The organism is Pseudomonas sp. S5D5, assembly GCF_003013355.1.
GTDB classification, from domain to species: domain Bacteria; phylum Pseudomonadota; class Gammaproteobacteria; order Pseudomonadales; family Pseudomonadaceae; genus Aquipseudomonas; species Aquipseudomonas aylmerensis.
Genome location: NZ_PTEO01000001.1, coordinates 1072447 through 1097265, shown reverse-complemented (window position 1 = coordinate 1097265; position 24819 = coordinate 1072447). Strand labels below are relative to the sequence as shown.

The 24819-nt window shown below is 60.6% G+C and carries 20 protein-coding genes; 7 read left to right on the top strand and 13 right to left on the bottom strand.

The features are described from left to right. Positions 1-43 precede the first annotated feature (43 nt). Positions 44-748 carry a trehalose operon repressor gene (gene treR, locus C9990_RS05255; protein WP_065908651.1) on the top strand — a complete coding sequence of 235 codons (705 nt, stop codon included), beginning with the start codon at positions 44-46 and terminating at the stop codon, positions 746-748. A gap of 65 nt (positions 749-813) precedes the next feature. Further along, entirely contained in the window at positions 814-3870 is a 3057-nt protein-coding gene (locus C9990_RS05250; RefSeq protein ID WP_106802692.1) for a membrane-targeted effector domain-containing toxin, read from the top strand. A 71-nt stretch (positions 3871-3941) separates the two neighbouring features. Here the strand turns inward: C9990_RS05250 and guaA are convergent, their stop codons facing one another. The 4 genes from guaA to C9990_RS05230 form a co-directional block, all read right to left on the bottom strand. Next, a complete protein-coding gene (guaA, locus tag C9990_RS05245; protein ID WP_065908647.1) occupies positions 3942-5519 on the bottom strand; it encodes a glutamine-hydrolyzing GMP synthase in 1578 nt (525 codons plus the stop codon). 82 nt (positions 5520-5601) lie between these two features. Continuing rightward, entirely contained in the window at positions 5602-7071 is a 1470-nt protein-coding gene (gene guaB / locus C9990_RS05240) for an IMP dehydrogenase (RefSeq protein ID WP_010207937.1), read from the bottom strand. Positions 7072-7291: 220 nt separating this feature from the next. Then, positions 7292-7840, bottom strand: coding sequence for a hypothetical protein (locus tag C9990_RS05235; RefSeq protein ID WP_025859262.1), 549 nt, complete (start codon positions 7838-7840; stop codon positions 7292-7294). Positions 7841-7983: 143 nt separating this feature from the next. Then, positions 7984-8751 carry a sulfite exporter TauE/SafE family protein gene (locus tag C9990_RS05230; protein WP_106802691.1) on the bottom strand — a complete coding sequence of 256 codons (768 nt, stop codon included), beginning with the start codon at positions 8749-8751 and terminating at the stop codon, positions 7984-7986. 99 nt (positions 8752-8850) lie between these two features. On the opposite strand from C9990_RS05230, the gene C9990_RS05225 reads away from it, so the two are divergent. The 5 genes from C9990_RS05225 (at position 8851) to C9990_RS05200 (ending at position 15063) form a co-directional block, all read left to right on the top strand. After that, on the top strand, positions 8851-9741 hold the full coding sequence (locus tag C9990_RS05225; protein WP_106802690.1) for a LysR family transcriptional regulator: 891 nt from the start codon (positions 8851-8853) through the stop codon (positions 9739-9741). Positions 9742-9751: 10 nt separating this feature from the next. After that, a complete protein-coding gene (gene xseA / locus C9990_RS05220; protein ID WP_065908643.1) occupies positions 9752-11131 on the top strand; it encodes an exodeoxyribonuclease VII large subunit in 1380 nt (459 codons plus the stop codon). Positions 11132-11134: 3 nt separating this feature from the next. Further along, positions 11135-11956: a M23 family metallopeptidase gene (locus tag C9990_RS05215; RefSeq protein ID WP_106802689.1), complete on the top strand. Its 822-nt coding sequence runs from the start codon at positions 11135-11137 to the stop codon at positions 11954-11956. Between the two features lie 324 nt (positions 11957-12280). Next, positions 12281-13960 (top strand): 2-isopropylmalate synthase, encoded by a 1680-nt coding sequence (gene leuA / locus C9990_RS05205; RefSeq protein ID WP_065908640.1) that lies wholly within the window; start codon positions 12281-12283, stop codon positions 13958-13960. Positions 13961-14298: 338 nt separating this feature from the next. Next, entirely contained in the window at positions 14299-15063 is a 765-nt protein-coding gene (locus C9990_RS05200) for a hypothetical protein (protein ID WP_157955046.1), read from the top strand. A 60-nt stretch (positions 15064-15123) separates the two neighbouring features. Here C9990_RS05200 and C9990_RS05195 read toward each other — a convergent pair whose 3' ends face one another. The 9 genes from C9990_RS05195 to pilW form a co-directional block, all read right to left on the bottom strand. After that, positions 15124-15915: an amidohydrolase gene (locus tag C9990_RS05195; RefSeq protein WP_106802687.1), complete on the bottom strand. Its 792-nt coding sequence runs from the start codon at positions 15913-15915 to the stop codon at positions 15124-15126. Further along, on the bottom strand, positions 15903-17051 hold the full coding sequence (locus C9990_RS05190) for a pyridoxal phosphate-dependent aminotransferase (RefSeq protein WP_065908636.1): 1149 nt from the start codon (positions 17049-17051) through the stop codon (positions 15903-15905). The genes C9990_RS05195 and C9990_RS05190 overlap by 13 nt, the downstream gene beginning before the upstream one ends. Before the next feature lie 135 nt (positions 17052-17186). After that, positions 17187-18656: a ribosome biogenesis GTPase Der gene (gene der / locus C9990_RS05185; protein WP_065908635.1), complete on the bottom strand. Its 1470-nt coding sequence runs from the start codon at positions 18654-18656 to the stop codon at positions 17187-17189. A gap of 134 nt (positions 18657-18790) precedes the next feature. Continuing rightward, complete coding sequence (gene bamB / locus C9990_RS05180; RefSeq protein WP_065908633.1) at positions 18791-19942, bottom strand: outer membrane protein assembly factor BamB; 1152 nt, start codon at positions 19940-19942, stop codon at positions 18791-18793. Further along, on the bottom strand, positions 19935-20576 hold the full coding sequence (locus tag C9990_RS05175) for a tetratricopeptide repeat protein (RefSeq protein ID WP_065908632.1): 642 nt from the start codon (positions 20574-20576) through the stop codon (positions 19935-19937). The genes bamB and C9990_RS05175 overlap by 8 nt, the downstream gene beginning before the upstream one ends. Positions 20577-20617: 41 nt before the next feature. Beyond that, a complete protein-coding gene (gene hisS, locus C9990_RS05170; protein ID WP_065908631.1) occupies positions 20618-21907 on the bottom strand; it encodes a histidine--tRNA ligase in 1290 nt (429 codons plus the stop codon). Between the two features lie 23 nt (positions 21908-21930). After that, entirely contained in the window at positions 21931-23040 is a 1110-nt protein-coding gene (gene ispG, locus C9990_RS05165) for a flavodoxin-dependent (E)-4-hydroxy-3-methylbut-2-enyl-diphosphate synthase (RefSeq protein WP_025859271.1), read from the bottom strand. 2 nt (positions 23041-23042) lie between these two features. Continuing rightward, complete coding sequence (locus tag C9990_RS05160) at positions 23043-24050, bottom strand: RodZ family helix-turn-helix domain-containing protein (RefSeq protein ID WP_106802686.1); 1008 nt, start codon at positions 24048-24050, stop codon at positions 23043-23045. After that, positions 24050-24808, bottom strand: a complete 759-nt coding sequence (pilW, locus tag C9990_RS05155) for a type IV pilus biogenesis/stability protein PilW (RefSeq protein WP_065908627.1) — start codon at positions 24806-24808, stop codon at positions 24050-24052. The genes C9990_RS05160 and pilW overlap by 1 nt, the downstream gene beginning before the upstream one ends. Positions 24809-24819: the final 11 nt, after the last annotated feature.

The window sequence follows — 24819 nt, the reverse complement described above, 5'->3', positions numbered from 1 at the left end:
ACGCACCGTTCACTTTCATCAAGTCGGGCACAGAGCCATCCCCATGAGCAAATACAACCAGATCTATACGGATCTGCTTGCCAGCATCACCACTGAACGTTTGCAACGCGGCACGCGCCTTCCCTCCGAAACCGAATTGATGGACGCCTACCAGGCCAGCCGTGGCACCGTGCGTCGGGCTATCGAGCAGTTGCAGGAGCGCGGGTTCGCGCAAAAAATCCACGGCAAGGGCACGTTTGTGCTGTCGCCCAACCCGATTGAATTCCAACTGGGCGGCATCGTCAGCTTCCACGAAACCCACGCCGACCTGGGCGACGACGTCCGCACCGAGGTCGTCGAATTCACCCAGCTGCCCCTCGACGGCCCACTGTTGCAACACATCGAGGCCGAGCCGGGCACGCTGATTACGCGTATCAAACGCGTGCGGCGCATCGGCGGCAAACGGGTGATCCTCGACATCAACCACTTCGTCGCCGACCTGATCCCAGGCCTCGACCGCTCGATTGCCGAGCAGTCGATCTACGCCTTCATCGAACAGACCCTGCAACTGCAGATCAGCTACGCCCAACGCACGATCGAAGCCCTGCCGCGTGGCAAGGACGATCAGACGCACCTGGACCTCGAAGGCCAGAGCCATGTGATCGTGGTAAGTAACCAGACGTTTTTGCAGGATGGGCGGCAGTTCGAATACACCGAGTCGCGGCATACGCTGGATAAGTTTTATTTTTCGGATATTGCGCGGCGTTAATTATCTACCTGCCGCCCTTCTGAAGGGCTGGGCATGCTCCGCTCTCCCCCTTCAAGGAGAGCACCATGCCACTTGCCGACACCTCCCCCGCCGCCCAGCACCAACTCCGGGCCCTGGCCCCCGTGGTGCTGGATGCCTGCCCGAACATGCAGACGATGGCCCGCGAGGCCGCGTGTGAAATTCTCGCCAGGCATGACCTGGCAACCCTGGATCCCGATCACCTGTACTGGCACCGCTTCAAGGGCGGCTACAGCGACCCTGCCACCTTCACCGGCTGGGGCCATAACGAGAAACCGCAAGAGTCGATGACCCTCACGCAGTTGGTCATTCACCGTTTCAATGTGCACGACCAGGACAACGCCGACCTGCTCGATGGCGACGGCGGTTTTTATCGCGAGGGTGCCGAGGCGCGGCTGTTCGACCACCACAACGAAGTGCGACTGTCGGCTCGCGCAGTGCTCAATGACTTCTGGGCAATCAACTTCTGCGACCGCTACACCACGCGCACGGAGACCTTCTGGCGCACACACCTCGAGCACTTCCGCACCCTGGCCAAGGTCAACTGCCTGGCCGAGGCCCTGCAAGCCCGGCAGGCCGGACAGCTCAGCGCGTCACAGTTGCAGACCGTCATCAGCGCGTGCGCTGGCAACCTGTGCTGGCCGCCGACGCTGCCCAACCTGCAAACCGAAGCACCTTCGGCACACGGGCTGCGCGTGGCGGCGCTGGATATCGGTGGGCATATCGCCACGGACCTGCTGCGCATCATCGATGCCGACGGCCGGCAAATTCTTTATATCCCCGGCGAGACGCAGACCTTCCACTGTTTCGAGACACCGGCCGACCTGCATTTCTGGCTGCTGAACCAGACCAATCACCCGGATAAACGCGCACGCTTCATGGCCCATTTCCCCCTGTCGGCCCAGGTCCAGCAGGACGACACCGACGCCGTCACCTGGAAGCAAATGCTGCTCACGCCGGTGCTGATCTATCGCACCGGCCAGGCCCTGGCGGGCACCCTGCCGCCAGACTGGGTGGACAAGGGCCTGTACCACCAACTCGACCAGCTGTTTATCGAATGGGGCACCTGGGATCACCACCTGATCAATCAGATCGACCAGACGATTACGGGTGATGCATTCACGTGGCTGGCGCACTCCAGCCAAGCGCGCATGCGCAACGATGCCGATTTCTCCCTGCGCAGTAATGGCGACCTGCGCAAGAAACTGTGGATCGGTTACCTGAATGCCTTCGGCAAAACCTTCGGCCCGATGGCCGTGGCGGGCTGGCCAGTGGCGCTGGTGGTCGTGGGCGCCAGCATGGCCAATCTTGGCTTGAATCTCGACCAGGCAATCAACGGCAAAACCCCGGCTGAACGCCGCGCCGGAGAACTGGGCGCGATACTCAGCGCCATCGACACTTTATTCAACCTGAGCCTGCTGAAAGCCGACGGGGTCATGCCGGATATCATTGAAGTGGCCGACACTCGGGCAGTTGAATCGATTGCAGCGACCGAACCCGCAAAGCCTGCCGTCATACCTGCCGCCTATGAACCCGCAGTGCCCGCCACCTACCAGACCAACCTCATACTGGAAGGCGAAACCCTCAACACTGCCCCGGGAAAGTTTCACCAGGTCTACACCCTCAGGTCCTCCGACGACATGGCACAGCACGCGATCCTGCTGAACGATGAGGCCTATTACGTGCGCTACCAGGCTGATCCCAACGGTCGCGGTTATTGGGCCGTCGTCGACCCGGACAACCCCCACGGTTTTTCCGGCTCGCTGCCAGTGCGGCTCAATCCACTTGATAAATGGGAACGGGTGCCCGTCAACGGCTTGAAAGGCGGCGGCGGCAATTCCAGCAAAGCCGCTCGGGTGCCGGCCCCCACGCCCATCACAGCGCCCCCGGAGCCGACGATTGCGCCCACCAACCCACTGCGCAGGGTGACCACGCCATTCGACACCCCACCCTCCACCCGTGCCGAGGTCAAACGCTGGGCACTGGGCCTGCCTGAAACCCATATTCACAGCCGCTTCAGCCACATTGATCGCTTCACCCACTACTTCAGCACAACACACAACAAACTGCTGCAATCGGCGAAAGACTTCTACAACGAGCTGTCCTGGACCCCATTACCACCTCGTCCGGCTATGGCGGCTTTCGAACCCGCCGCCACCCTCGATGAAGTGCTTGAACGCCTGCCTGACGCCATACCGGGCTACGCCATCGGTGAAACCCTCGACCGTATTACCAGCACCCGCCTGGTGATCGAAAAGCTCGCGTTTTTTGCACGCAAAGGCGTGAAAACCCTATACATGCGCCGCCTGCTCAACGACTTCGTCCAGGATGACTTGAACCAATATTGGCACACAGGGGAAATGTCCGAAGACCTCGACAACTACCTGAGCCGACTGGGCACCGACCCGGCCGGGCAATTCAATGAACGGGAACTGGTCAAGGCAGCCAGGGCCAACGGCATACGCGTGCAGGCCTTCGACTGCGCAGCGCACTACAAATACCCCAACCCTATCGCCGACCTTTCAGAACAAGCGATGAGCAACTACCTCGCCCACACCGTCATGCAAACCGACAGAGCCCTGAACGGCGGCGGCAAATGGCTGGTCCTCACCGACGCGAAAAACATCAACACCTTCAACGGCTTCGCCGGTATCAGTGAGCTGGAAGGGGGGATCGGGCTGCGTATAGAAGAGGTGCTGCCGGGGCAGGGTCACGACGTGCGTATCGACCCCGGCATCGCCATTGATCGCGACAGCGCCCCCAGCCATGAAAGCGTCGGCGACAGCTTCGACACCCTGCATGCCGACTTGCGCGTACAAGTGGAAGCCCCGCGGGTGCACCGGACGTTGGAGCAAAACCAGCGACTGCTGTTTCGCAAGGGCATGTACGTGATCGACGAAAACCAGGGCAACTACACCTTGCTGCACCACAGCCGTGACAGGGGGATCGTCTCCACGCCCATCAATCGGCTGGTCGACGGCAGCTTTTACATCGAACGTCCCGCCTGGGTAGGCGTGCATGAGGTGCACTTCCCCACCCTGGAAAAACTCTCCAGCGCCCTTACCAATATGGGCATGAGCCTGCAAAGTCGGGTTCCTGCCTGATAGGCAATAAAAAACCTGGCCGAGACCAGGTTTTTTACTCACTCAACGCAGGCCATTCAGGCCCGCCTTGCTTATTCCCACTCAATGGTCGCCGGCGGCTTGCTCGACACGTCGTAAGTCACGCGCGAAATACCTTCGATCTCATTGATGATACGGCCGCTGACGGTTTCCAGCAGTTCGTACGGCAGGTGTGCCCAACGGGCGGTCATGAAGTCGATGGTTTCCACCGCACGCAGGGCCACGACCCATGCGTAGCGACGGCCATCGCCGACAACGCCAACCGATTTGACCGGCTGGAACACCACGAAGGCCTGGCTGACCTTGTGGTACCAGTCAGCCTTGCGCAGTTCTTCGATGAAGATGTGGTCGGCGCGACGCAGCAGGTCGGCGTATTCCTTCTTCACTTCACCGAGGATCCGCACGCCCAGGCCCGGGCCCGGGAATGGGTGGCGGTAGACCATGTCGTACGGCAGGCCGAGTTCCAGGCCGAGACGGCGGACTTCGTCCTTGAACAGCTCGCGCAGCGGTTCTACCAGCTTGAGGTTCATTTCCTCAGGCAGGCCACCCACGTTGTGGTGGGACTTGATCACGTGGGCCTTGCCGCTCTTGGCGCCGGCCGACTCGATCACGTCAGGGTAGATGGTGCCCTGGGCGAGGAACTTGATGTTGTCCAGCTTGTTGGACTGGGCATCGAAGACGTCGATGAAGGTGCGACCGATGATCTTGCGCTTCTTCTCAGGGTCGGACTCGCCGGCCAGGTTGTCGAGGAACTGGTCCTCAGCGTTAGCGCGGATCACCTTGACGCCCATGTTCTCGGCGAACATGGCCATCACTTGCTCACCTTCGTGCAAGCGCAGCAGGCCGTTGTCGACGAACACGCACGTCAGTTGGTCGCCGATGGCTTTGTGCAGCAGCGCAGCAACCACGGAGGAGTCAACGCCGCCGGACAGGCCGAGCAACACGTTGTCGGTGCCGACCTGGGCGCGCACCTGGGCAATGGCGTCTTCAGCGATTTTCGACGGAGTCCACAGGGCTTCACACTCGCAGATGTCGAGGATGAAGCGCGACAGGATGCGCCCGCCTTGCTTGGTGTGGGTCACTTCCGGGTGGAACTGCACGCCGTAGTAACGACGCTCGTCGCTGAACATGCCGGCGATCGGGCAGCTCGGGGTGCTGGCCAGGATGTGGAAGTCTTCCGGCATCTTGGTGACCTTGTCACCGTGGCTCATCCATACGTCGAGGCCGAACAGGCCGTCGGCGTCGATGTGGTCTTCGATGCCGTCCAGCAGGCGGCTCTTGCCGACCACGTCGACACGCGCGTAACCGAACTCACGCAGCTCGGAACCTTCGACCTTGCCGCCCAGTTGCTCGGCCATGGTCTGCATGCCGTAGCAGATACCGAAGACCGGCACGCCCAGGTCGAACACTGCCTGTGGGCAACGCGGGCTGTTGGCTTCGTGCACGGACTCGGGGCCGCCGGCGAGAATGACGCCTTTTGGAGCGAATTCGCGAATCGCTTCGTCATCCATGTCGAACGGATGCAGTTCGCAGTACACGCCGATTTCGCGCACGCGGCGGGCGATCAGCTGGGTGTACTGGGAACCGAAGTCGAGGATCAGGATGCGGTGGGCGTGAATGTCGAGGGCCATGAGATCAGTCTCGTCTAATGAATCAGAAACAACTCGGGGCTGAATAAGACAGCCCCGGTTACTTAACTATTTGCTGGAAGCCTCAACCTACGCGGTAGTTTGGCGCTTCCTTGGTGATCTGTACGTCGTGGACGTGGGACTCGGCCATGCCAGCACCGGTGATCCGCACGAACTCAGGCTTGGTGCGCATTTCTTCGATGTCGGCGCTGCCGGTGTAGCCCATCGAGGAACGCAGGCCGCCCATCAGTTGATGGATGATCGCGCTCAGGGTGCCCTTGTACGGAACACGGCCTTCGATGCCTTCCGGTACGAGCTTCTCGGCGCCTGCCGAAGAGTCCTGGAAGTAGCGGTCGGAGGAACCTTGCGCCTGGGACATGGCGCCCAGCGAACCCATGCCGCGGTATGCCTTGTACGAACGGCCCTGGAACAGTTCGATCTCGCCTGGCGCTTCTTCGGTACCGGCGAACATCGAGCCCATCATCACGCAGGAAGCACCGGCAACGATGGCCTTGGACAGGTCACCGGAGAAACGGATGCCGCCGTCGGCGATCAACGGTACGCCGGTGCCTTCAAGGGCCGCGGCGACGTTGGCGATGGCGCTGATTTGCGGCACGCCTACACCGGCGACGATACGCGTGGTGCAGATCGAGCCAGGGCCGATACCGACCTTGACAGCATCGGCGCCGGCTTCGGCCAGGGCCTTGGCAGCAGCGCCGGTGGCGATGTTGCCGCCGATCACCTGTACTTCAGGGAAATTCTGTTTGACCCAGCGAACGCGGTCGATCACACCTTTGGAGTGACCGTGAGCCGTGTCGACCACCACCACGTCAACACCGGCAGCCACCAGGGCCGAAACGCGGTCGCCGGTGTCTTTACCGGTACCGACTGCCGCACCCACGCGCAGACGACCTTGGTCATCCTTGCTGGCCAGCGGGTAGGCCTTGGCTTTTTCGATGTCGTTGACGGTCATCATGCCCTTGAGGGCGAATTTGTCGTCGACGATCAGCACGCGCTCGATGCGGTGCTTGTGCAGCAGTTCGCGCACATCGTTCTTGTCGGCGCCTTCCTTGACAGTGACCAGACGCTCTTTGGGCGTCATCACTTCGCGGACGGTAACTTCAAGACGGTTCTCGAAACGCACGTCACGGGAAGTGACGATGCCGACCAGGTCGCCATCGTGCAGCACCGGAACGCCGGAGATGTTGTGCAGGCGGGTCAGGTCGAACAGGTCACGCACGGTGGCGTCGGCTTCGATAGTGATGGGATCTTTCACCACACCGGCTTCGTAACGCTTGACCTTGCGCACTTCGGCAGCTTGCTGCTCGATAGTCATGTTCTTGTGGATGATGCCGATGCCGCCTTCCTGAGCCATGGCGATGGCCAGACGGGCTTCGGTGACGGTGTCCATGGCAGCGGAAACCAGGGGAATATTCAGCTCGATGCCACGGGTTAGGCGGGTCTTGAGACTGACTTCGTTAGGAAGCACCTCGGAATAACCGGGCACTAGGAGAATGTCGTCGAATGTCAGAGCTTCTTGGCTGATACGCAGCATCGCGGGGGCTCCCGAGCGGGAAAATGGAAGCGCGCCATTATATACATGCACCCTGTCAGGCTCAATGTAAAACTCTGACAAACTTGGTAATACTGATAGATGGAGAAAAACAGCCACTGCAGGAGCCGGCTTGCCGGCGATGAAGTCCTTGAGCCTTGCGCTCGACCCCCGGGCGCCATCGCCGGCAAGCCGGGCTCCTACAGCGTTGAACGGCGGTGGTTTAGAGCTCGACCTTGACCCAACTCATCTTCTGATCGAGCCAATCGGCAAATTCGTCGATAAAGCTCTGCTTGAACCCCGCCTCGGCCCAGTTGTTGAAGATGAATCCCAGGTTGGAAAACCCGCATTCCTGCAGGAAAAGAAACCCGTTGATGTCGTCCTCATGCCCACACAGCGGGCAGGTGAAGTTGTCGGTGTGGCCGGGCATCCAGTCTTCGAGGCTTTCGAACAGCGCCTCGCCGACTTCCTTGAGGCACTCCGGGCAGCCGGCTTCTTCGAGGAAACCCTTGGCCGGCGTGTAGATGCAGCGCTTGTAGATGATCTCCAGGCCGTTGATCGGCTCGTTGAACGGCAATGCCTCGGGGTGCAGCACCACGGCACGCGCGCCATCGGCCAGGGCGTAGCCCATGCGATTGCCGGTGCGCCCGCAGGTGGTCAGCTCTTCCTTGATGATGTTCTTGCGCACCAGCCAACGCACGATCGCCCGGGCGCGGGGTTCGTGGACGGGCAAGGTGGAGATTTTCGGGACAAGGATGCTTTGCGAGTTCATGAGGCCTGGGAGTCCTGCGGTGTGGCTTCTGGCCTCATCGCGGGCAAGCCCGGCTCCCACAGTGATCGCTTACCTATGTGGGAGCCGGGCTTGCCCGCGATGGGGCCCTAGAGGCTGGCAGCTTAATCCCTGAAGAAATCAGGTCAAGTACTCAAATACCGCCCGATCAACGCAATCCCACTCGCCAGCACCAGCCATGTCACCAACCGCACGAACGCCTCGCGAGACATGCGCATCGTCAGCCTGCGCCCGCACCACAATCCCAGGGCCATCGCCGGCAACAGGCACAGCGCCAACATCAGCAACGGCAGATCCGCATAGACCCCGGCAATCAGGAACAGAGTCAAGCGCACCACCGTGCTGCAACTGATCAGCGCGCTTTGCGTGGCGCGCGCCGCGTCCTTGGGCAGGCGACTGTTGAGGTAGATGGCATATAAAAAGCCACCACTGCCGAACAACGCACCAAACAGCCCGCCGACCGTGCCCATCGGGATCGACCAGCCAGCCGCCAGTTGGGTCGGCCGCGCCTTTACCGCCAGGCTGTAAATCGCGTAGGCGCTGATAAACAGCCCCATCAACAGCAGCAACAGGTCCGAATGCAGGTTGAGCAAGAACACCACGCCCAGGGTGCAGCCAATCGCCATGCAGGGCAGCAACCGCAGCAGCTCCGGCTTGTTCACATCCCGGCGCGACTGCAGCAGGTTGCCAAACGCCGCGACAAAATCCAGCAGCACCAGCAATGGGATGATCTTCGACAGCGGCATGAACACGATCAGGATCGGCCCCGCCACCAGCGCCGTGCCGAAGCCGGCGATGCCAAACACGATGTAGGCCACGACAATGCCCAGGCCGATCACCAGCCAATCCACACCGCCAAACGACCACTGACTCATCAGTTCAACCGGGCCCATGGGTGATTCCTTGTAAGAGATGGCCATCACTTTAGCCATTCGCGAGGGTTGCGACTAATATCTTCAAAGCCCTCCACCCATCTCGAAAAGGCATGACGCGTGATCTCTACCCGCCAACTGCGCTACTTCGTCGAAATCGCCGACAGTGGCAGTTTCAGCGCTGCCGCCGAGCGCCTGTTTGTCGCGCAATCGGCACTGAGCCGGCAGATCAAGGAGCTGGAGATCCAGCTGCAAACCCCGCTGTTCGAACGCACGGCGCGCCAGCCGCGCTTGACGGCCGCCGGTGAGGCCTTCTATCCGCGTGCACGCAACCTGCTGAGCGAGTTGCTCAAAGCCAGCGAAATGGCGACGCAGGTGGGCAACGGCCAACTCGGCACGCTACGCCTGAGCCATTCGAGCACCGTGCCGATGAGCGGGCCTTTGCTTGAGGGCATCAGTACTTGGCTCGCGCGCTGCCCCGGTGCGTCGATGGACATCGTCAAACTGTCCTCCGAAGCGCAGCTGGAAGAAATCGCCGACGGTCGCCTGGAAGTGGGCCTGTTGCGCCTGCCCGTGCTGCGCCAGCGCGAAGGCGTGCGAGTAGTGCCTTTATACAGTGAACAACTGCTGCTGGCGGTACCGCCGAACCATCCCCTGGCGCGCAGTCAGGCGCCGGTCGAATTGGCCCAACTCAAGGATCAGGCGTTTATCTCGATCCCGCATCCGCAGCGCGGCGGATTGAGTTATCTGTCAGCCGAGCTGTGCATGCGCGCAGGATTTTTCCCCAAGGCCGCGCGGGTGATGTCGCGCAAGACCACCCAGCTGCAGCTGATCCAGGCCGGCTTCGGTATTGCCTTGTTACCAAAATCCATGCAGGACATCGCGCCCGCCAACATGCACTTTTTGCCCCTGGCCGACCCGGACTGCCTGAGCACCGTGGCCCTGGCCTGCCCGCAGTCGCCGAGCGCGCTGGTGGAGCAGTTCTGTCAAACCCTGCACGAATGCCTATAAACTGCCGCCCATGATTAAAGATCCCTTTGCCCGTCTGGGCCTGGACCGCGAAGTCCTGACTGTCAGCCAGCTCAACGGCCGCGCGCGGGTGTTGCTGGAAGACGTGTTCACCAATATCTGGGTCGAGGGCGAGATCTCCAACCTCGCGCGCCCGGCCTCCGGCCATGTGTATTTCACCCTCAAGGACAGCGGCGCCCAAGTGCGTTGCGCGTTGTTTCGCAACAACGCTGCGCGGGTGCGCCAGGCGTTGAAGGACGGCCTGGCGGTCAAGGTGCGTGGCAAGGTCTCGCTGTTCGAGGGCCGCGGCGACTACCAGTTGATCCTCGACACCGTGGAGCCGGCCGGTGATGGCGCGCTGCGCCTGGCCTTTGATGCCTTGAAGGAAAAGCTCAGCGCCGAAGGCCTGTTCAGTGCCGAACGCAAGGTGCCGCTGCCGGCGCACCCTCGACGCATTGGCATTATCAGTTCGCCGACGGGCGCGGTGATCCGCGACATCATCAGCGTGTTCCGCCGCCGCGCCCCGAACGTCGAACTGACATTGATCCCCACCGCCGTGCAAGGCCGCGAAGCCATACCTCAGATTGTGCGAGCGCTGAAACTGGCAGATGCGCGTGGCTTCGATGCGTTGATCCTGGCGCGTGGCGGCGGCTCGCTGGAAGACCTCTGGTGCTTCAACGAAGAGGCCGTGGCTCGCGCGGTTGATGCGTGTGTCACGCCGATCGTGAGTGCCGTCGGCCATGAAACGGATGTATCGATCAGTGACTTCGTCGCCGACGTGCGCGCGCCCACGCCCTCCGCCGCCGCCGAACTGCTCGCGCCCGACGCCAGCCACCTGGTGCGCCAGGTCGAAAACCTGCACCGCCGCCTGGTAATGCTGATGCGCAACCGCCTGCGCCACGACCGTCTGCGCCTGGAAGGCATGGCCCGGCGCCTGCGCCATCCCGGTGAGCGCCTGCGCCAGCAGGCCCAGCGCCTGGATGACCTGGACATGCGCCTGCGCCGCGCCTTCGAACGCAGCCTCAACACCCGGCGCGAACGCCTGATCCGCCTGGAAACCCGCCTTGCCGGCCAGCACCCGGGCCGTCAACTGGCGCTGTTGCGCCAACGCCTGGACAGCCTCGCCGAACGCCTACCCCGCGCCATGCGCGAGGGCCTCAAGGCGCGCCGCCTGCAACTGCAAAGCCAGGTGCAGACGCTGCAAGTTGTCAGCCCGCTGGCGACCCTGGGCCGTGGCTACAGCATTCTGCTCGACGAGCGTGGCCAGGCCATTCGCAATGCCGCACAGACCCACACCGGCCAGCGCCTCACCGCGCGTCTCGGTGAAGGCCAACTGCAAGTGCGGGTGGAAGACAACCACCTGACACCCGTCACCCTTTCGTTATTGGATTGATTGATGCCACGTTTTTTAAGTGTATTGATGCTGCTGTGCCTCGCCTTCAATGCCCACGCCGACAGCTACATCACCCGCACCCTGAACAAACCCGTGCCGGGCGGCGTGGCCGTGGTCGAACTGGGCCCTTCGGCCGCCGCGCCGAAAGCGACGTATCAAGGCAAACCGGTGCTGGTGGTAAAGGAGGCGGACAACTGGCTGGCGATTGTCGGCATTCCGCTGACCGTCAAGCCCGGCAATGAGCGCATCAGCAGCGGTGGGCGCAACCTGCCGTTTATCGTCGGCTACAAAAAGTACCCGGAACAGCGCATCACCCTGAAAAACAAAAGCCAGGTCAACCCCGATCCCGCGCAGCTCAAGCGCATCGAGGCGGAGCTGGCAGTACAGATCAAGGCGTACCGCAGTTTCAGCCCAAACCTGCCGAGCAACCTGGTGCTGGATAAACCGGTGAACGGGCCACTGTCGAGCAAGTTCGGCGTACGCCGTTTCTTCAACGGTGAAGAGCGCAACCCTCATTCGGGCCTGGACTTCGCCGTGCCAGCCGGCACGCCGATCAAGACGCCGGCCAACGGCAAGGTGATTCTGGTCGGCAACTACTTCTTCAATGGCAACACCGTGTTCGTCGACCATGGCCAGGGCTTCATCAGCATGTTCTGCCATATGTCGAAGATCGACGTGAAAGTCGGCCAGCAACTGGCGCGCGGGGCGGTGGTCGGCAAGGTCGGTTCGACAGGCCGCGCGACGGGGCCGCACATGCATTGGAATGTCAGCCTGAACGATGCACGGGTCGACCCGGCGATCTTCATCGGCGCGTTCCAGCCCTGAAACGTGGAATTGCGCACCCGATAATGGGTGCGCAATTAAAAACAGCCGCTGACTCATTCTCAGGCATAAACTCTCGTTTCCTACGCCAATAGCAGAACTTATCTCAATTTTTCTCGACTGCTTGCCATCTTTCACCCCGGCGGTTAGGGTTGAGCTTATGAAAACCTCTCACACCCTCATTCAGCTCCGCCAGCACCGCAGCCTGTGCCTTGTCAGCGCACGACTGCCAGGCTGAATCGATCTGCCTCGTCTTTACGTTTTATCCCTAAAAACAGTTCTACGGCAGGCCGCCTTTTCTCGGCCCCTACAACAAAGGATTTCCCGATGAGCATGCTCAAAGACCCGTCTTCGAAATACCGCGCGTTCCCGACCATCGATATCCCGGATCGCACCTGGCCGTCGAAAACCATCACCGAAGCGCCGATCTGGTGCAGCTCCGACCTGCGTGATGGCAACCAGTCGCTGATCGAGCCGATGGACGCGGTGAAGAAGCTGCGTTTCTGGAAGACCCTGGTCGCGGTGGGTGTGAAAGAAATCGAAGCGTCGTTCCCGGCCGCCTCGCAGACCGACTTCGACTTCGTGCGCACCCTGATCGAAGACAACCACATCCCCGAGGACACCACCATCCAGGTGCTGACCCAGGGCCGTGAAGACTTGATCGCACGCACCTTCGAATCGCTGCGCGGCGCCAAGAAGGCCATCGTGCACCTTTACAACGCCACGTCGCCGTCGTTCCGCCGCATCGTGTTCAACCAGGACAAGGAAGGCATCAAGGCCATCGCGGTCAACGCAGCCAAGCTGTTTGTCAAATACGCGGCCCAACAGCCAGACACCCAGTGGACCTTCGAATACTCCCCGGAAACCTTCAGCGCCACCGAACTGGAATTCGCCAAGGAAGTATGTGACGCAGTGATCGAGGTGTGGAACCCAACGCCTGAGCACAAGGTGATTCTCAACCTGCCCGCCACCGTCGAGTGCGCCACGCCGAACATCTATGCCGACCAGATCGAATGGTTCGGTCGCCATATCAACCGTCGTGACAGCGTGATCATCAGCCTGCACACCCACAACGACCGTGGCACCGGCGTCGCCGCCACCGAGCTGGGCCTGATGGCCGGCGCCGACCGTGTCGAAGGCTGCCTGTTCGGCAACGGCGAGCGTACCGGCAACGTCGACCTGGTCACCGTGGCCTTGAACATGTACACCCAGGGCCTCGACCCGCAGCTGGACTTCTCCGACATCGACGGCGTGCGCAAGGTCGTTGAGGAGTGCAACCAGATCCAGGTGCACCCACGTCACCCCTATGTCGGCGACCTGGTGCACACCGCGTTCTCCGGCTCCCACCAGGATGCGATCCGCAAGGGCTTTGCCCAGCAGAAAGACGACGCCCTGTGGGAAGTGCCGTACTTGCCGATCGACCCGGCGGACATCGGCCGCAGCTACGAAGCGGTGATCCGCGTGAACAGCCAGTCGGGCAAAGGCGGTATCGCCTACCTGCTGGAGCAGGAATACGACATCAGCTTGCCACGCCGCATGCAGATCGAGTTCAGCCAGGTGGTCCAGGCTGAAACCGACCGCGTGGGCCTGGAGATGACCGCCCCGCAGATCTACGCGTTGCTGCAGCGTGAATACTTGCAGGCCAACACCCCGTACGCGCTGGTCAGCCATCGCCTGCAGGAAGAGAATGGCAACAGCTTTGTCGAGGTGGAAGTCTCGGGCAAAGGCCAGGGCGAAACCAACCTGCACTGGAAAGGCAAAGGCAACGGTGCACTGGAAGCCCTGGTAGCCGGCTTGCCGGTAGCGGTCGAGATCATGGACTACAACGAACACGCAATCGGCGCGGGCACCAACGCCAAGGCTGCGGCCTACATCGAACTGCGCGTGAACGGCGAGCGTCCGGTGCACGGCGTGGGCATTGATGAAAACATCACTACGGCGAGCTTCAAGGCCCTGTTCAGCGCGCTGAACCGCTCGTTGAGCCAGTTGGAAGCGAAAGCGGCGTAAAACTGATCGCGGCAATGCAAAAAGCCCCTGAGTTAAAACTCAGGGGCTTTTTTATTGAGTATTAAAAATCATACCAAGTACTTTTCGAGAGACTCAACGCCTCCCTGCCTACCTGCTCCAGACATAGACCCTTACGGCATGATGGAACTTTAAACTTAGATGCAACCACCCAATAAGCGCCTGCAAGGTGAGGAGCGCCCTGCATTAATCTCTAAGGGAATGCATTTGAGGTAAGTATTGAGGAATCACATGAAACAGCATTATCACTGCAAAAATCTCTCTGATGAAATCTTCCGTATTGATCCGCAAGATAATAATCACAGTGAGAGCACTCGCTCATGATTACGACCGCTCCTTCTCATCCAGCCAGCAACCCCTTTATCGCGCACACGCCTGCACAACAAGCAAGCCCCCGACAGCAAAGGCCAAACGAATGGTCAACGGACAATAAAGAAACCCTCCCGCCTACAAACAATAGTGACCCTGAACGTTTGGGTATAAAAAAAGGGCATACCAAGCTGGGAACGTTCATCTACGAAAAGATGTACACCTCGAAATCGGAAAACGATGATTTTTCCAAAAAAATAGCTAAAGATTATGGCGGCAAGTTAATTACCGCCCCGATGAAAACAATTGATCGAGCATTGACCAAAATAAATAATGACTACGGCGGCGACATGGGCAAAATCAAAGACCTCACCCGCACGACCGTCATTATCAATAGCGAAAAAGTAGACAACGTGGTTTCCGATCTGGAAAAAAAAGGCGGCATCAATATAAAAAGAATTGATGGAGATGTAGACCCACTCGGTTACAGCGGCATCAATGCCACCTATAAATCCGAGGCCGGCGGCAATTGTGAAATGCAAGTCATCACACCTGCAATGATCTTTGGAAAGATGAATCCAAGTACCGCCAAATCCATGTTGGGAGAGGATTATTGCAAGCAGCTGGAAGAAACGTCCGGACAAAAAGGAGGTTTGGGACACAAGTTTTATGAGCAATATCGAACACTTGATCCCAACAGCACAGAAGCCAAAGACATCGCCCAGCAAAGCAAGAACTACTACGCGGCCATTCGAAGCAGCGAATTTGCCCTCTAAAAGCTAATCCCCTGGTACCTCGACTGGAAGGTCGAGGTACCCGTACTCAACATCGCCCCATCAGCCCAAGTGAAACGTGTCGGCGTCCAAATTGGCAGGAAACCGAGTGCGATAATCCGCCAGCTCCCCGGCCTCAAGACGAACTTGAAAAACCCCATCCGCCTCCCCCGCACTCAGCACGGTCTCGCCCTGGAAATCCAGCACCTGGCTGTCACCGGTGTAGGCAAAACCCTTGCCGTCGGTACCAACCCGATTCACTGCCGCCACGTAACACAGGTTTTCGATAGCCCGCGCCGGCAACAACCGGTTCCAGTGCTGGCGCCGCGCCCCTGGCCAATTGGCGGTGTACAGCAGCAAGTCAGTGTCCTGGGCATCCCGACTCCACACCGGGAAGCGCAGGTCGTAGCAAATCAGCGGCCGAACACGCCAGCCTTTCAATTCGAACTGCACCTGGCGCTCGCCGGGGGTGTAGTGATTGTGTTCACCGGCCATACGAAACAGATGACGCTTGTCGTAGTGCAGCACCTCGCCATCCGGCCGCGCCCACAGCAGGCGATTGCGATGGCTGCCGTCGGCGGCCTGGATGATCACGCTGCCGGTAATTACCGCGTTGTACTTCTTCGCCTGGGCCTTGAGCCAATGATGGGTAGGGCCGTTTTCCGGTTCGGCGAGGGTGGCCGACTCCATGGAGAAGCCGGTAGTGAACATCTCCGGCAACACGATCAGGTCGGCGCCGCGCGCCTGCTCCAGCAACAGCTCGAAATGCTCGAGGTTGGCCTGACGGTCATGCCACACCAGGCTGGTCTGGACCAAGGCAATGTTCAGGTCGGGCAGTGCACTCAGATCGCGCATAGTTTTTCCGCTGCCTGCTGCAGCGTCTCCTCGCGTTTGGCAAAGCACAGGCGCACCAGGCGCTGGCCTTGGGGTGGATCCTGATAGAACACCGAGACCGGAATGGTCGCCACACCGTGTTCGCGGGTCATCCACAGCGACATGGCGACGTCATCCAAGTCCGGGCGAATCTGTGAGTAATCCACCAGTTGGAAGTAGGTGCCGGTCACCCGGGTAAAGCTCAAACGCGACGGCGCCAGCAGATCACAGAACAGGTCGCGCTTGGCCTGATAAAAGGCCGGCAGTTCCTCGACGTGCTCCGGGTGTTCGGCCATGAAGTCCGCCAGAGCGTACTGCAAAGGCGTTACGCCGCAAAAGTTGACATATTGATGCACCTTGCGCAGTTCGGCGCTAAGGGCCGGTGGCGCGACCACGTAGCCGGTTTTCCAGCCGGTGACGTGGTAGGTCTTGCCGAAGGAGCTGACCACGAAGGCGCGCCGGTACAGCTCTTCATGGGCCAGCACGCTGACGTGGGGCACACCATCGAATACCAGGTGCTCGTAGACTTCATCGCTGACCAGATAGATATCGCGGTCGCGGATCAATTCGGCCAACTGGTCCAGCTCGGCGCGGCTGATCAGCGCACCGGTGGGGTTGTGCGGGGTGTTGAGGATGATCATGCGCGTGCGCGATGACAGCGCGGCCTTGATCTTTTCGAAGTCGAGCGCAAAGCCTTGCAGGCTCAGTTGCACATGCACGCAACGGCCACCAGCCAGTTCGACCGAGGGCTCGTAGCTGTCGTAGCAGGGATCGAAGACGATGACTTCGTCACCACTGCGAATCACTGCCTGGATCGCGCAGAAGATCGCCTCGGTGGCGCCTGGGGTGATGGTCACTTCAGTGTCCGCATTCACCGTGGCGCCGTAGCTGCGGGCGATCTTGGCGGCTACTTGCTGACGCAACACGGGCAGCCCGGTCATCGGCGCATATTGGTTATGGCCAAGAGCGATATGCTTGCCTACCGCGTCGAGCAAACCCTGCGGGCCATTGAAATCGGGAAAGCCCTGGGACAGGTTGAGCGCGCCGGTTTCGGCAGCGAGTTGCGACATGGTGGTGAAAATGGTCGTGCCGACATTTGGCAGCTTACTGGTGATCATCGGAGGCCCCTGCAGGTGAGCCCCAAGTTTTAAGCTGCAAGCTGCAAGCAGGTCAAGCGACAAACTGCCAGGCACAAAAAAGGGCTCCAAAGGAGCCCTCTCTTGCAGCCTGTAGCTGACGACTTGAAGCTGCTGCTATCGCTTGTCGCGGCGCTTCTTGTCGGCCTTCTTGTGGTGAGTCATCAAACGACGCTTCTTGTTCACCTGACGGTCAGTCAGTGTGTTCTTGTTGCCTTCGTATGGGTTCTCGCCGCCCTTGAACTCGATGCGGATCGGTGTACCGACCAGCTTCAGGACACGGCGGTAGGTGTTCTCCAGGTAACGCACATAGGACTTTGGCACCTTCTCGATCTGGTTACCGTGGATCACGATAATCGGCGGGTTGGCACCACCCAAGTGGGCGTAACGCAGTTTGATCCGGCGGTTGTTGACCATCGGTGGCGCGTGTTCGCCCACCGCGTCTTCGAGGATCTGGGTCAGGCGGTTGGTCGGCCAGCGGGTGACCGCGGACTTGAATGAGTTCTGTACGGATGCGTAGAGGTTGCCCACGCCGGTACCGTGCAGTGCCGAGATGAAGTGGATGTCGGCGAACTCGACGAAGAACAGTCGGCGCTGCAGCTCGATCTTGACGAAATCGCGCTCGCTCGGCGTCATGCCGTCCCACTTGTTGATCGCGATTACCAAGGCGCGACCGGCTTCCAGGGCAAAGCCCAGCAAGTTGAGGTCGTGGTCCACCACGCCTTCGCGGGCGTCCATCACGAAGATCACCACGTTGGCGTCTTTGATCGCCTGCAGGGTTTTCACCACGGAGAACTTTTCAACTTCCTCGTGGATCTTGCCGCGCTTGCGCACACCGGCGGTGTCGATCAGCGTGTACTTCTCGTCGTTACGCTCGAACGGGATGTAGATACTGTCGCGCGTGGTGCCGGGTTGGTCATACACGATAACCCGGTCTTCACCGAGCATGCGGTTGACCAGGGTCGACTTGCCCACGTTCGGACGGCCGATGATGGCGATCTTGATACCGTCTTTTTCGCTCGGGCCAGGAATGCGCTTGGCTTCCTCACCCTCGGCGACGATCTCTTCCTCGCCCTCTTCTTCCTCAGCGTCATCCTTGGGGAAGCTGCTCAGGGCAATTTCCAGCATCTGGGTGATGCCGCGACCGTGTGCACCGGCGATCGGGATCGCGTCGCCCAGGCCCATCGGGCTGAATTCGGCACGGGCCAATTCAGGATCGATGTTGTCGATCTTGTTGGCGACCACGTAGGAACGCTTGTTGCGCTTGCGCAGGTGCTCGCCAATCATCTGGTCGGCAGCGGTGTAGCCCGCACGGGCGTCCACCAGGAACAACACGACATCGGCTTCTTCAATGGCCAGCAGCGACTGCTCGGCCATTTTTTCGTCCATGCCATGCTCGTCACCGGAGATACCACCGGTGTCGACAATAATGTAGGAGCGCCCTTGCCACTTTGCCTCACCGTATTGGCGATCACGGGTCAGACCGGACAAGTCGCCGACGATGGCGTCGCGAGTCCTGGTCAGGCGGTTGAACAAGGTGGACTTGCCGACGTTTGGTCGGCCCACCAGGGCGATTACGGGAACCATGCGGCTCTCCACTTCGTTATTTCAGAAAATACAAAAGCCGCTGCAAGGCAGCGGCTGGTGCTCGGGGCAGCATATTCAAATGCCGCATGCCCCGCCGAAACGGGGCCGCCTGGGGGTTACCCCAAGCATAGTTCTTACTTGATGGTCAGGGCTTCCAGCTTACCGCTGTTGCCAAACACATAAAGCATGTTACCCACGACCAGCGGACGGGCACGCAGGCCGTCGCTGTCGATACGCTCACGACCTACAAAGCGACCGTCCACCTGGCTCAGCAGGTGCAGGTAGCCTTCGAAGTCGCCAACAGCCACGTAGCTGGAGAACACTTCCGGTGCCGACAGTTGACGGCGGGCCAGCGAGTCGTTGCTCCACAGCGCAGTGGTGGTGCGCTCATCCACACTTTCAACGGTGCCGGATGCCAGGCTGACGTAGACGCTGCCAAACCCTTGGGCGACACCCGCGTAGCTGGAAGCATCACGCTGCCAGTTGACGCGACCGCTCTGCAGGTCCAGCGCCGCTACACGGCCCTGGTAAGTGGCGACGTAGATCGTTTCACCCGACAGCAGCAAGCCACCATCGATGTCGACCACGCGATCGAGTTCCGAACGACCTTGCGGGATGGCCACACGGGTTTCCCAGGCCGGCACGCCGTTCTGGGTATCGAGGGCGACCACTTTACCGGTCGACAGGCCTGCAACGGCCAGATTGTTGGTCACAATCGGACCACTGGTACCGCGCAACGTCAGTACCGCCGGGGTGCTGTCGTACAACCAGCGCTGTTCACCGGTGCTGGCGTCGAGGCCGATCACACGGTCGTCCTGGGTCTGCACCACGACGATATCGCCGTTGGTGGCAGGCGGTGCGAGAACCTCACTGGTCACGCGAGCGCGCCATTTCTCTTCACCGGTGCTGGAATCCAGCGCCACGACTTCGCCCTTGAGCGTGCCGAGCATCACCAGGCCATAACCCACGCCAACGGCGCCGGACACAGGCAATTCGAGGTCTTTCTTCCACTTCACGTCGCCGTTCATGCGATCCATGGAGATCACGACGCCGGTCACGTCAGCGGCCACAATGTTGTCACCGTCGATTGCCGGTACCAACATGTTGTAGGTGTCGCCCTGACCGTCACCGATGGAGCGGCTCCACTGCTTTTGCAGGACCACTTCTTCCTTGAAGCTGGTCAGCTCGGCCGGAGGCAGTTCTTTTTTACTGTTGCTGCTGCAACCCGCGGCCAGAACGGCCAGAGCCAGCAATGCTGCATGTTTCCAACGGATCACGTCACGCATCCCCTTTGGCCAAGTCGTCCAGCTTGATTTGTAAGCCACCGACCGCCGCTTCATCAGACAGCGCCGCCTTGGCTTTTTGGTACGCAGCATTGGCTTCGTCGGTACGACCCAATTGGACCAACAGGTCGCCCTTGAGCTCTTCGCGAGTGGCTACAAATGCCTTGTCAGCATCGCCGTCGAGCAGTTTGAGTGCTTCGTCAGCCTTGTTCTGCGCCGCCAATACCTGAGCCAGGCGCTGACGTGCGATTTCACCCAGGGTCGGGTTGGTCGGTTTGTCGGCGATGGCCTTCAGCTCGGTGGCTGCGTCATCCAGCTTGCCGGTGTCGACCGCGACTTTCGCGACGAACAGGCTGCCGTACTGGGCGTAGGTGGTACCGCCAAATTCGTTCTTCAGCTTGCCGGCCAGATCCGCTACTTGTGCAGGGTCGGGTTTGCCGTCAGGCGTCAACGTGGTTTCCAGCAATTGCTGATAGAGGATCGAGGCGCCCTGGGATTGGTTGGCCTGATACTTGGTCCAGGCTTGCCAGCCGAACACCACCACTAAAGCCAGCAGGCCGCCAGTAACCAGGGGCTTGCCGTTACGCTGCCACCAGTCCTTGAACTCGGCCAGTTGCTCATCATCAGTACTCGACACCCCAATACTCCTTAATCGCTAAATTCGGCTGTTCGACAGCTTCAACCCTGCACGACGCAGGTGGCCAAGTGCGCGGCGAGCGCATCAAAGGCAATGTTCTGTTGCTCGCCCTGGCCACGCAGGGGTTTGAAACCTATCACTTGCTGGGCCAACTCGTCATCGCCGAGGATCAGTGCATACAGCGCACCGCTCTTGTCGGCCTTCTTGAACTGGCTCTTGAAGCTGCCGGCGCCGGCATTGATCTGCAGGCGCAGGTTCGGCAGTTGGTCGCGAACCTTTTCGCTCAGGGCCAGGGCTGCCAGTTCGGCCGCCTCGCCGAACGCGCACAGGTACACATCCACCTGACGGGAGATTTCTTCCGGGACCTGCTCCAGGGTTTCCAGCAGCAGGATCAGCCGCTCGATACCCATGGCAAAACCTACACCCGCGGTCGGCTTGCCGCCCATCTGTTCAACCAGGCCGTCGTAACGCCCACCGGCACACACGGTGCCCTGGGCGCCGAGCTTGTCGGTGACCCACTCGAACACGGTCTTGCTGTAGTAATCGAGGCCGCGTACCAGCTTCGGGTTGATCACGTACGGAATCCCGGCCGCCTCCAGGCGAGCCTTGAGGCCCTCGAAGTGGAGTCGGGATTCGTCGTCCAGGTAGTCGGCCATTTTCGGCGCATCAACCAGCACGGCCTGGGTGTCGGCGTTCTTGGTATCAAGGACGCGCAACGGGTTGGTTTTCAGGCGGCGCTGGCTGTCTTCATCCAGTTTGTCCAGGTGGGCGGACAGGTATTCGACCAGGGCCTCGCGATAGCGACCGCGCGACTCGCTGGTGCCCAGGCTGTTGAGCTCAAGCTTGACCGCATCGCGGATGCCCAGCAGGCCCCACAGGCGCCAGGTCAGCACGATCAGCTCGGCGTCGATGTCCGGACCGTCGAGGTTGAACACCTCCAGGCCGATCTGGTGGAACTGGCGATAACGGCCTTTCTGCGGGCGCTCGTGGCGGAACATCGGGCCGATGTACCAGAGTTTCTGTGGCTGGCCGCCACCGGTGAGGCCATGCTCGAGCACGGCGCGCACGCACGCGGCTGTGCCTTCCGGACGCAGGGTCAGGGAGTCGCCGTTGCGGTCCTCGAAGGTGTACATCTCTTTTTCGACGATGTCGGTCACTTCACCGATCGAGCGCTTGAACAGCTCGGTGAACTCGACGATCGGCATGCGGATCTGCTTGTAACCGTAGTTATCCAGCAGGCGCGCGACAGTGCTCTCGAAGTAACGCCACAGGGGCGTCTGCTCAGGCAGGATGTCGTTCATGCCACGAATGGCTTGCAGAGACTTGCTCACATCAAATCCTTAAATTCGTTCAATCAGCCGCGCGCGATCAGCGCTGCGTCAGCCGCGACCTTTTCGGCCGCTTTCTCGCGGATCAGTCTTTCGAGCTCATCCACCAGATTGTCATTCGTCAACTTCTGCGACGGCTTGCCGTCGATGTAGATCAGGTTCGGTGTGCCGCCGGTCAAGCCGATGTGCGCCTCTTTGGCTTCACCCGGGCCGTTGACCACACAACCGATTACCGCGACATCCAGCGGCACCAGCAGGTCTTCGAGGCGCCCTTCCAGTTCGTTCATGGTTTTCACCACGTCGAAGTTCTGCCGCGAGCAGCTCGGGCAGGCAATGAAGTTGATGCCACGGGAACGCAAATGCAGGGATTTGAGAATGTCGTAACCGACCTTCACTTCCTCTACCGGGTCTGCCGCGAGGGAGATGCGGATAGTATCGCCAATCCCTTCGGCGAGCAGCATACCGAGACCCACCGCAGATTTCACTGTGCCTGAACGTAAACCGCCGGCTTCGGTGATACCCAGGTGCAGCGGCTGCACGATTTCCTTGGCCAGCAGGCGGTAGGCTTCTACGGCCATGAACACGTCGGAGGCCTTCACGCTGACCTTGAAGTCCTGGAAATTCAGGCGTTCAAGGTGTTCAACATGGCGCAGCGCCGATTCAACCAGCGCCGCCGGGGTCGGCTCGCCGTATTTCTTTTGCAGGTCTTTTTCCAGGGAGCCGGCGTTGACGCCGATGCGGATCGGAATGCCGCGATCACGCGCGGCATCCACCACGGCACGCACACGGTCTTCGCGACCGATGTTGCCCGGGTTGATACGCAGGCAGTCCACACCCAGTTCGGCTACGCGCAGTGCGATCTTGTAGTCGAAGTGAATGTCGGCCACCAACGGCACCTTGACCAGTTGCTTGATGCGACCGAAGGCTTCGGCAGCATCCATGTCCGGCACGGATACCCGTACGATGTCCACGCCGGCCGCTTCCAGACGGTTGATCTGGGCAACGGTGGCGGCCACGTCATTGGTGTCGCTGTTGGTCATGCTCTGCACCGCGATGGGGGCATCGCCGCCCACCGGCACCGAGCCGACCCAGATCTTGCGCGATACGCGACGTTTGATTGGAGATTCGCCGTGCATGACTATTGTCCCAACTTGAGGCGAGCGGTCTCGCCACTGGTGAACGGCGCCACGTCCACAGGCTGGCCGTTGTAGGCCACTTGCGCGCCACGGGCAAAGCCCAGACGCAGCGTCAAAGGAGGCTTGCCGCCTTGGTCAAGAGTATCTCCCTTACGCTTCAGACCGCTAAACAGCACTTTGCCATTGCCATCGGTGACCTGCGTCCAGCAGTCAGCGATGAAGGTGATCTGTACGCGCCCATCACCCGCGATCAATGCCGGGGCGGTAGGCGGTGAAATCGCAGGCGCTGCCGGAGTGGCCGGCGTTGGGGCCGCTGGCGCCTGCGCCGGAGTCGCTGGAGTGTGCGCCTGGGCGGCCGGAGCTGCCGGCGTGTGAGCGGGTGCAGACGGCGTCGCAGGTGCTGGTACAGCAGCGGTTGCGGCAGGTGCGGTTTCTGCTGCTGGGGGCTCAGTGGCAACCGGCGCTTCAGGCGCGGCCTGGCTCTCAGCCACAGCCTGGTCCTCTGGCTCATCGAGCGGGTGAATCTGGGTGGTGCCGTCGGCGCTTTCGACTTCGACGTGCTCCATGGCGTTGCTGGTCAGGTCCTTGGAGCGCTGGGAAGTCTGGTCTTGCCACCAGACAAACCCGCCGCCAATGACAGCGATCAGCAGCAACAGGCTGACAATGCGTAAAATCGTGTGGGAAACCCGCACCGGCTCTTCGATGCGGCCCAGGCCGTGGACATTGCTGCCCTGGGAGTCGGTGCCGGTGAACTGGTCGAATTCCTGGACCAATACGGCCTGGTCGATCCCCAGCAGCTTGGCGTAGGCGCGGATGTAGCCGCGGGCGAAGGTATGCCCAGGCAGCTTGTCGAACGCGCCGGCTTCCAGGTTGCCCAGGGAGGTGGTGGTCAAATTGAGCTTGAGGGCCACTTCCGCCAACGACCAACCATTGCTTTCACGGGCCTGACGCAAGGTGTCGCCTGGGTTTACGCGATTAGCTGCTACAACTTCCGGGTGCGCCGCTTTCATCATTGCTCCGACAGGTATTGCTGATATTCCGGCGTACCGGGATAGAGTCGTTCGAGTTGCTGGCCAAAACGTGCGGCCGTGTCGCGTTCTTCATGAACCGTCGCCAGGCGCACACCGAGCAATAGACTACGTGCATTTTGCCCGCTGAGCAGGCTAAAACGCTCGTAATAGTCACGTGCCGGCACATAATGCCTGTCTTCGTAGGACAACTCAGCCATTTCGAGCAACGCGCGTGGCTGACGACCGTTCAAGTGCAGGGCTTTTTCCAGTTGCTGGCGTGCGCTGTCGCGCTGGCCGAGGCGCATCGAGGTCACCCCAAGGTTCTCGAACACCCGCGAGCGTTCAGGATAGAGGGTATCGGCGCTGGCTTGCTGGAAATTAACGGCTGCCTGGTCATAACGTTGCTGCGCGAACAGGAAGCTGCCGTAATTGTTCAGCAACCGCGGATCGGCAGGCCGGACGGCCAGGGCTTTGTTGAAATACTGATCGGCCAGTTCAGGCTCGGCCTGGGCCTGGAATACCAGGGCCAATGCCGCGTTGACGTCGGCATCGTCGCTGTCCAGCGCCAGGGCCTTTTTCAATGGCACCTTGGCCTGTTCGCTCATGCCTTGCTGCAGGTACCCCAACCCCAGTTGCACATAGGCAACTCGCGCCGCGTCACGGCCTTTACCGGTTTGCAACGGGCTTTCATGTCCCGATGAAACACATCCGGCCGCAAGGCCGGTCACCAGTAAAAGCAGCGCAAGGCGCAAGGGCATAGAGATCCTCT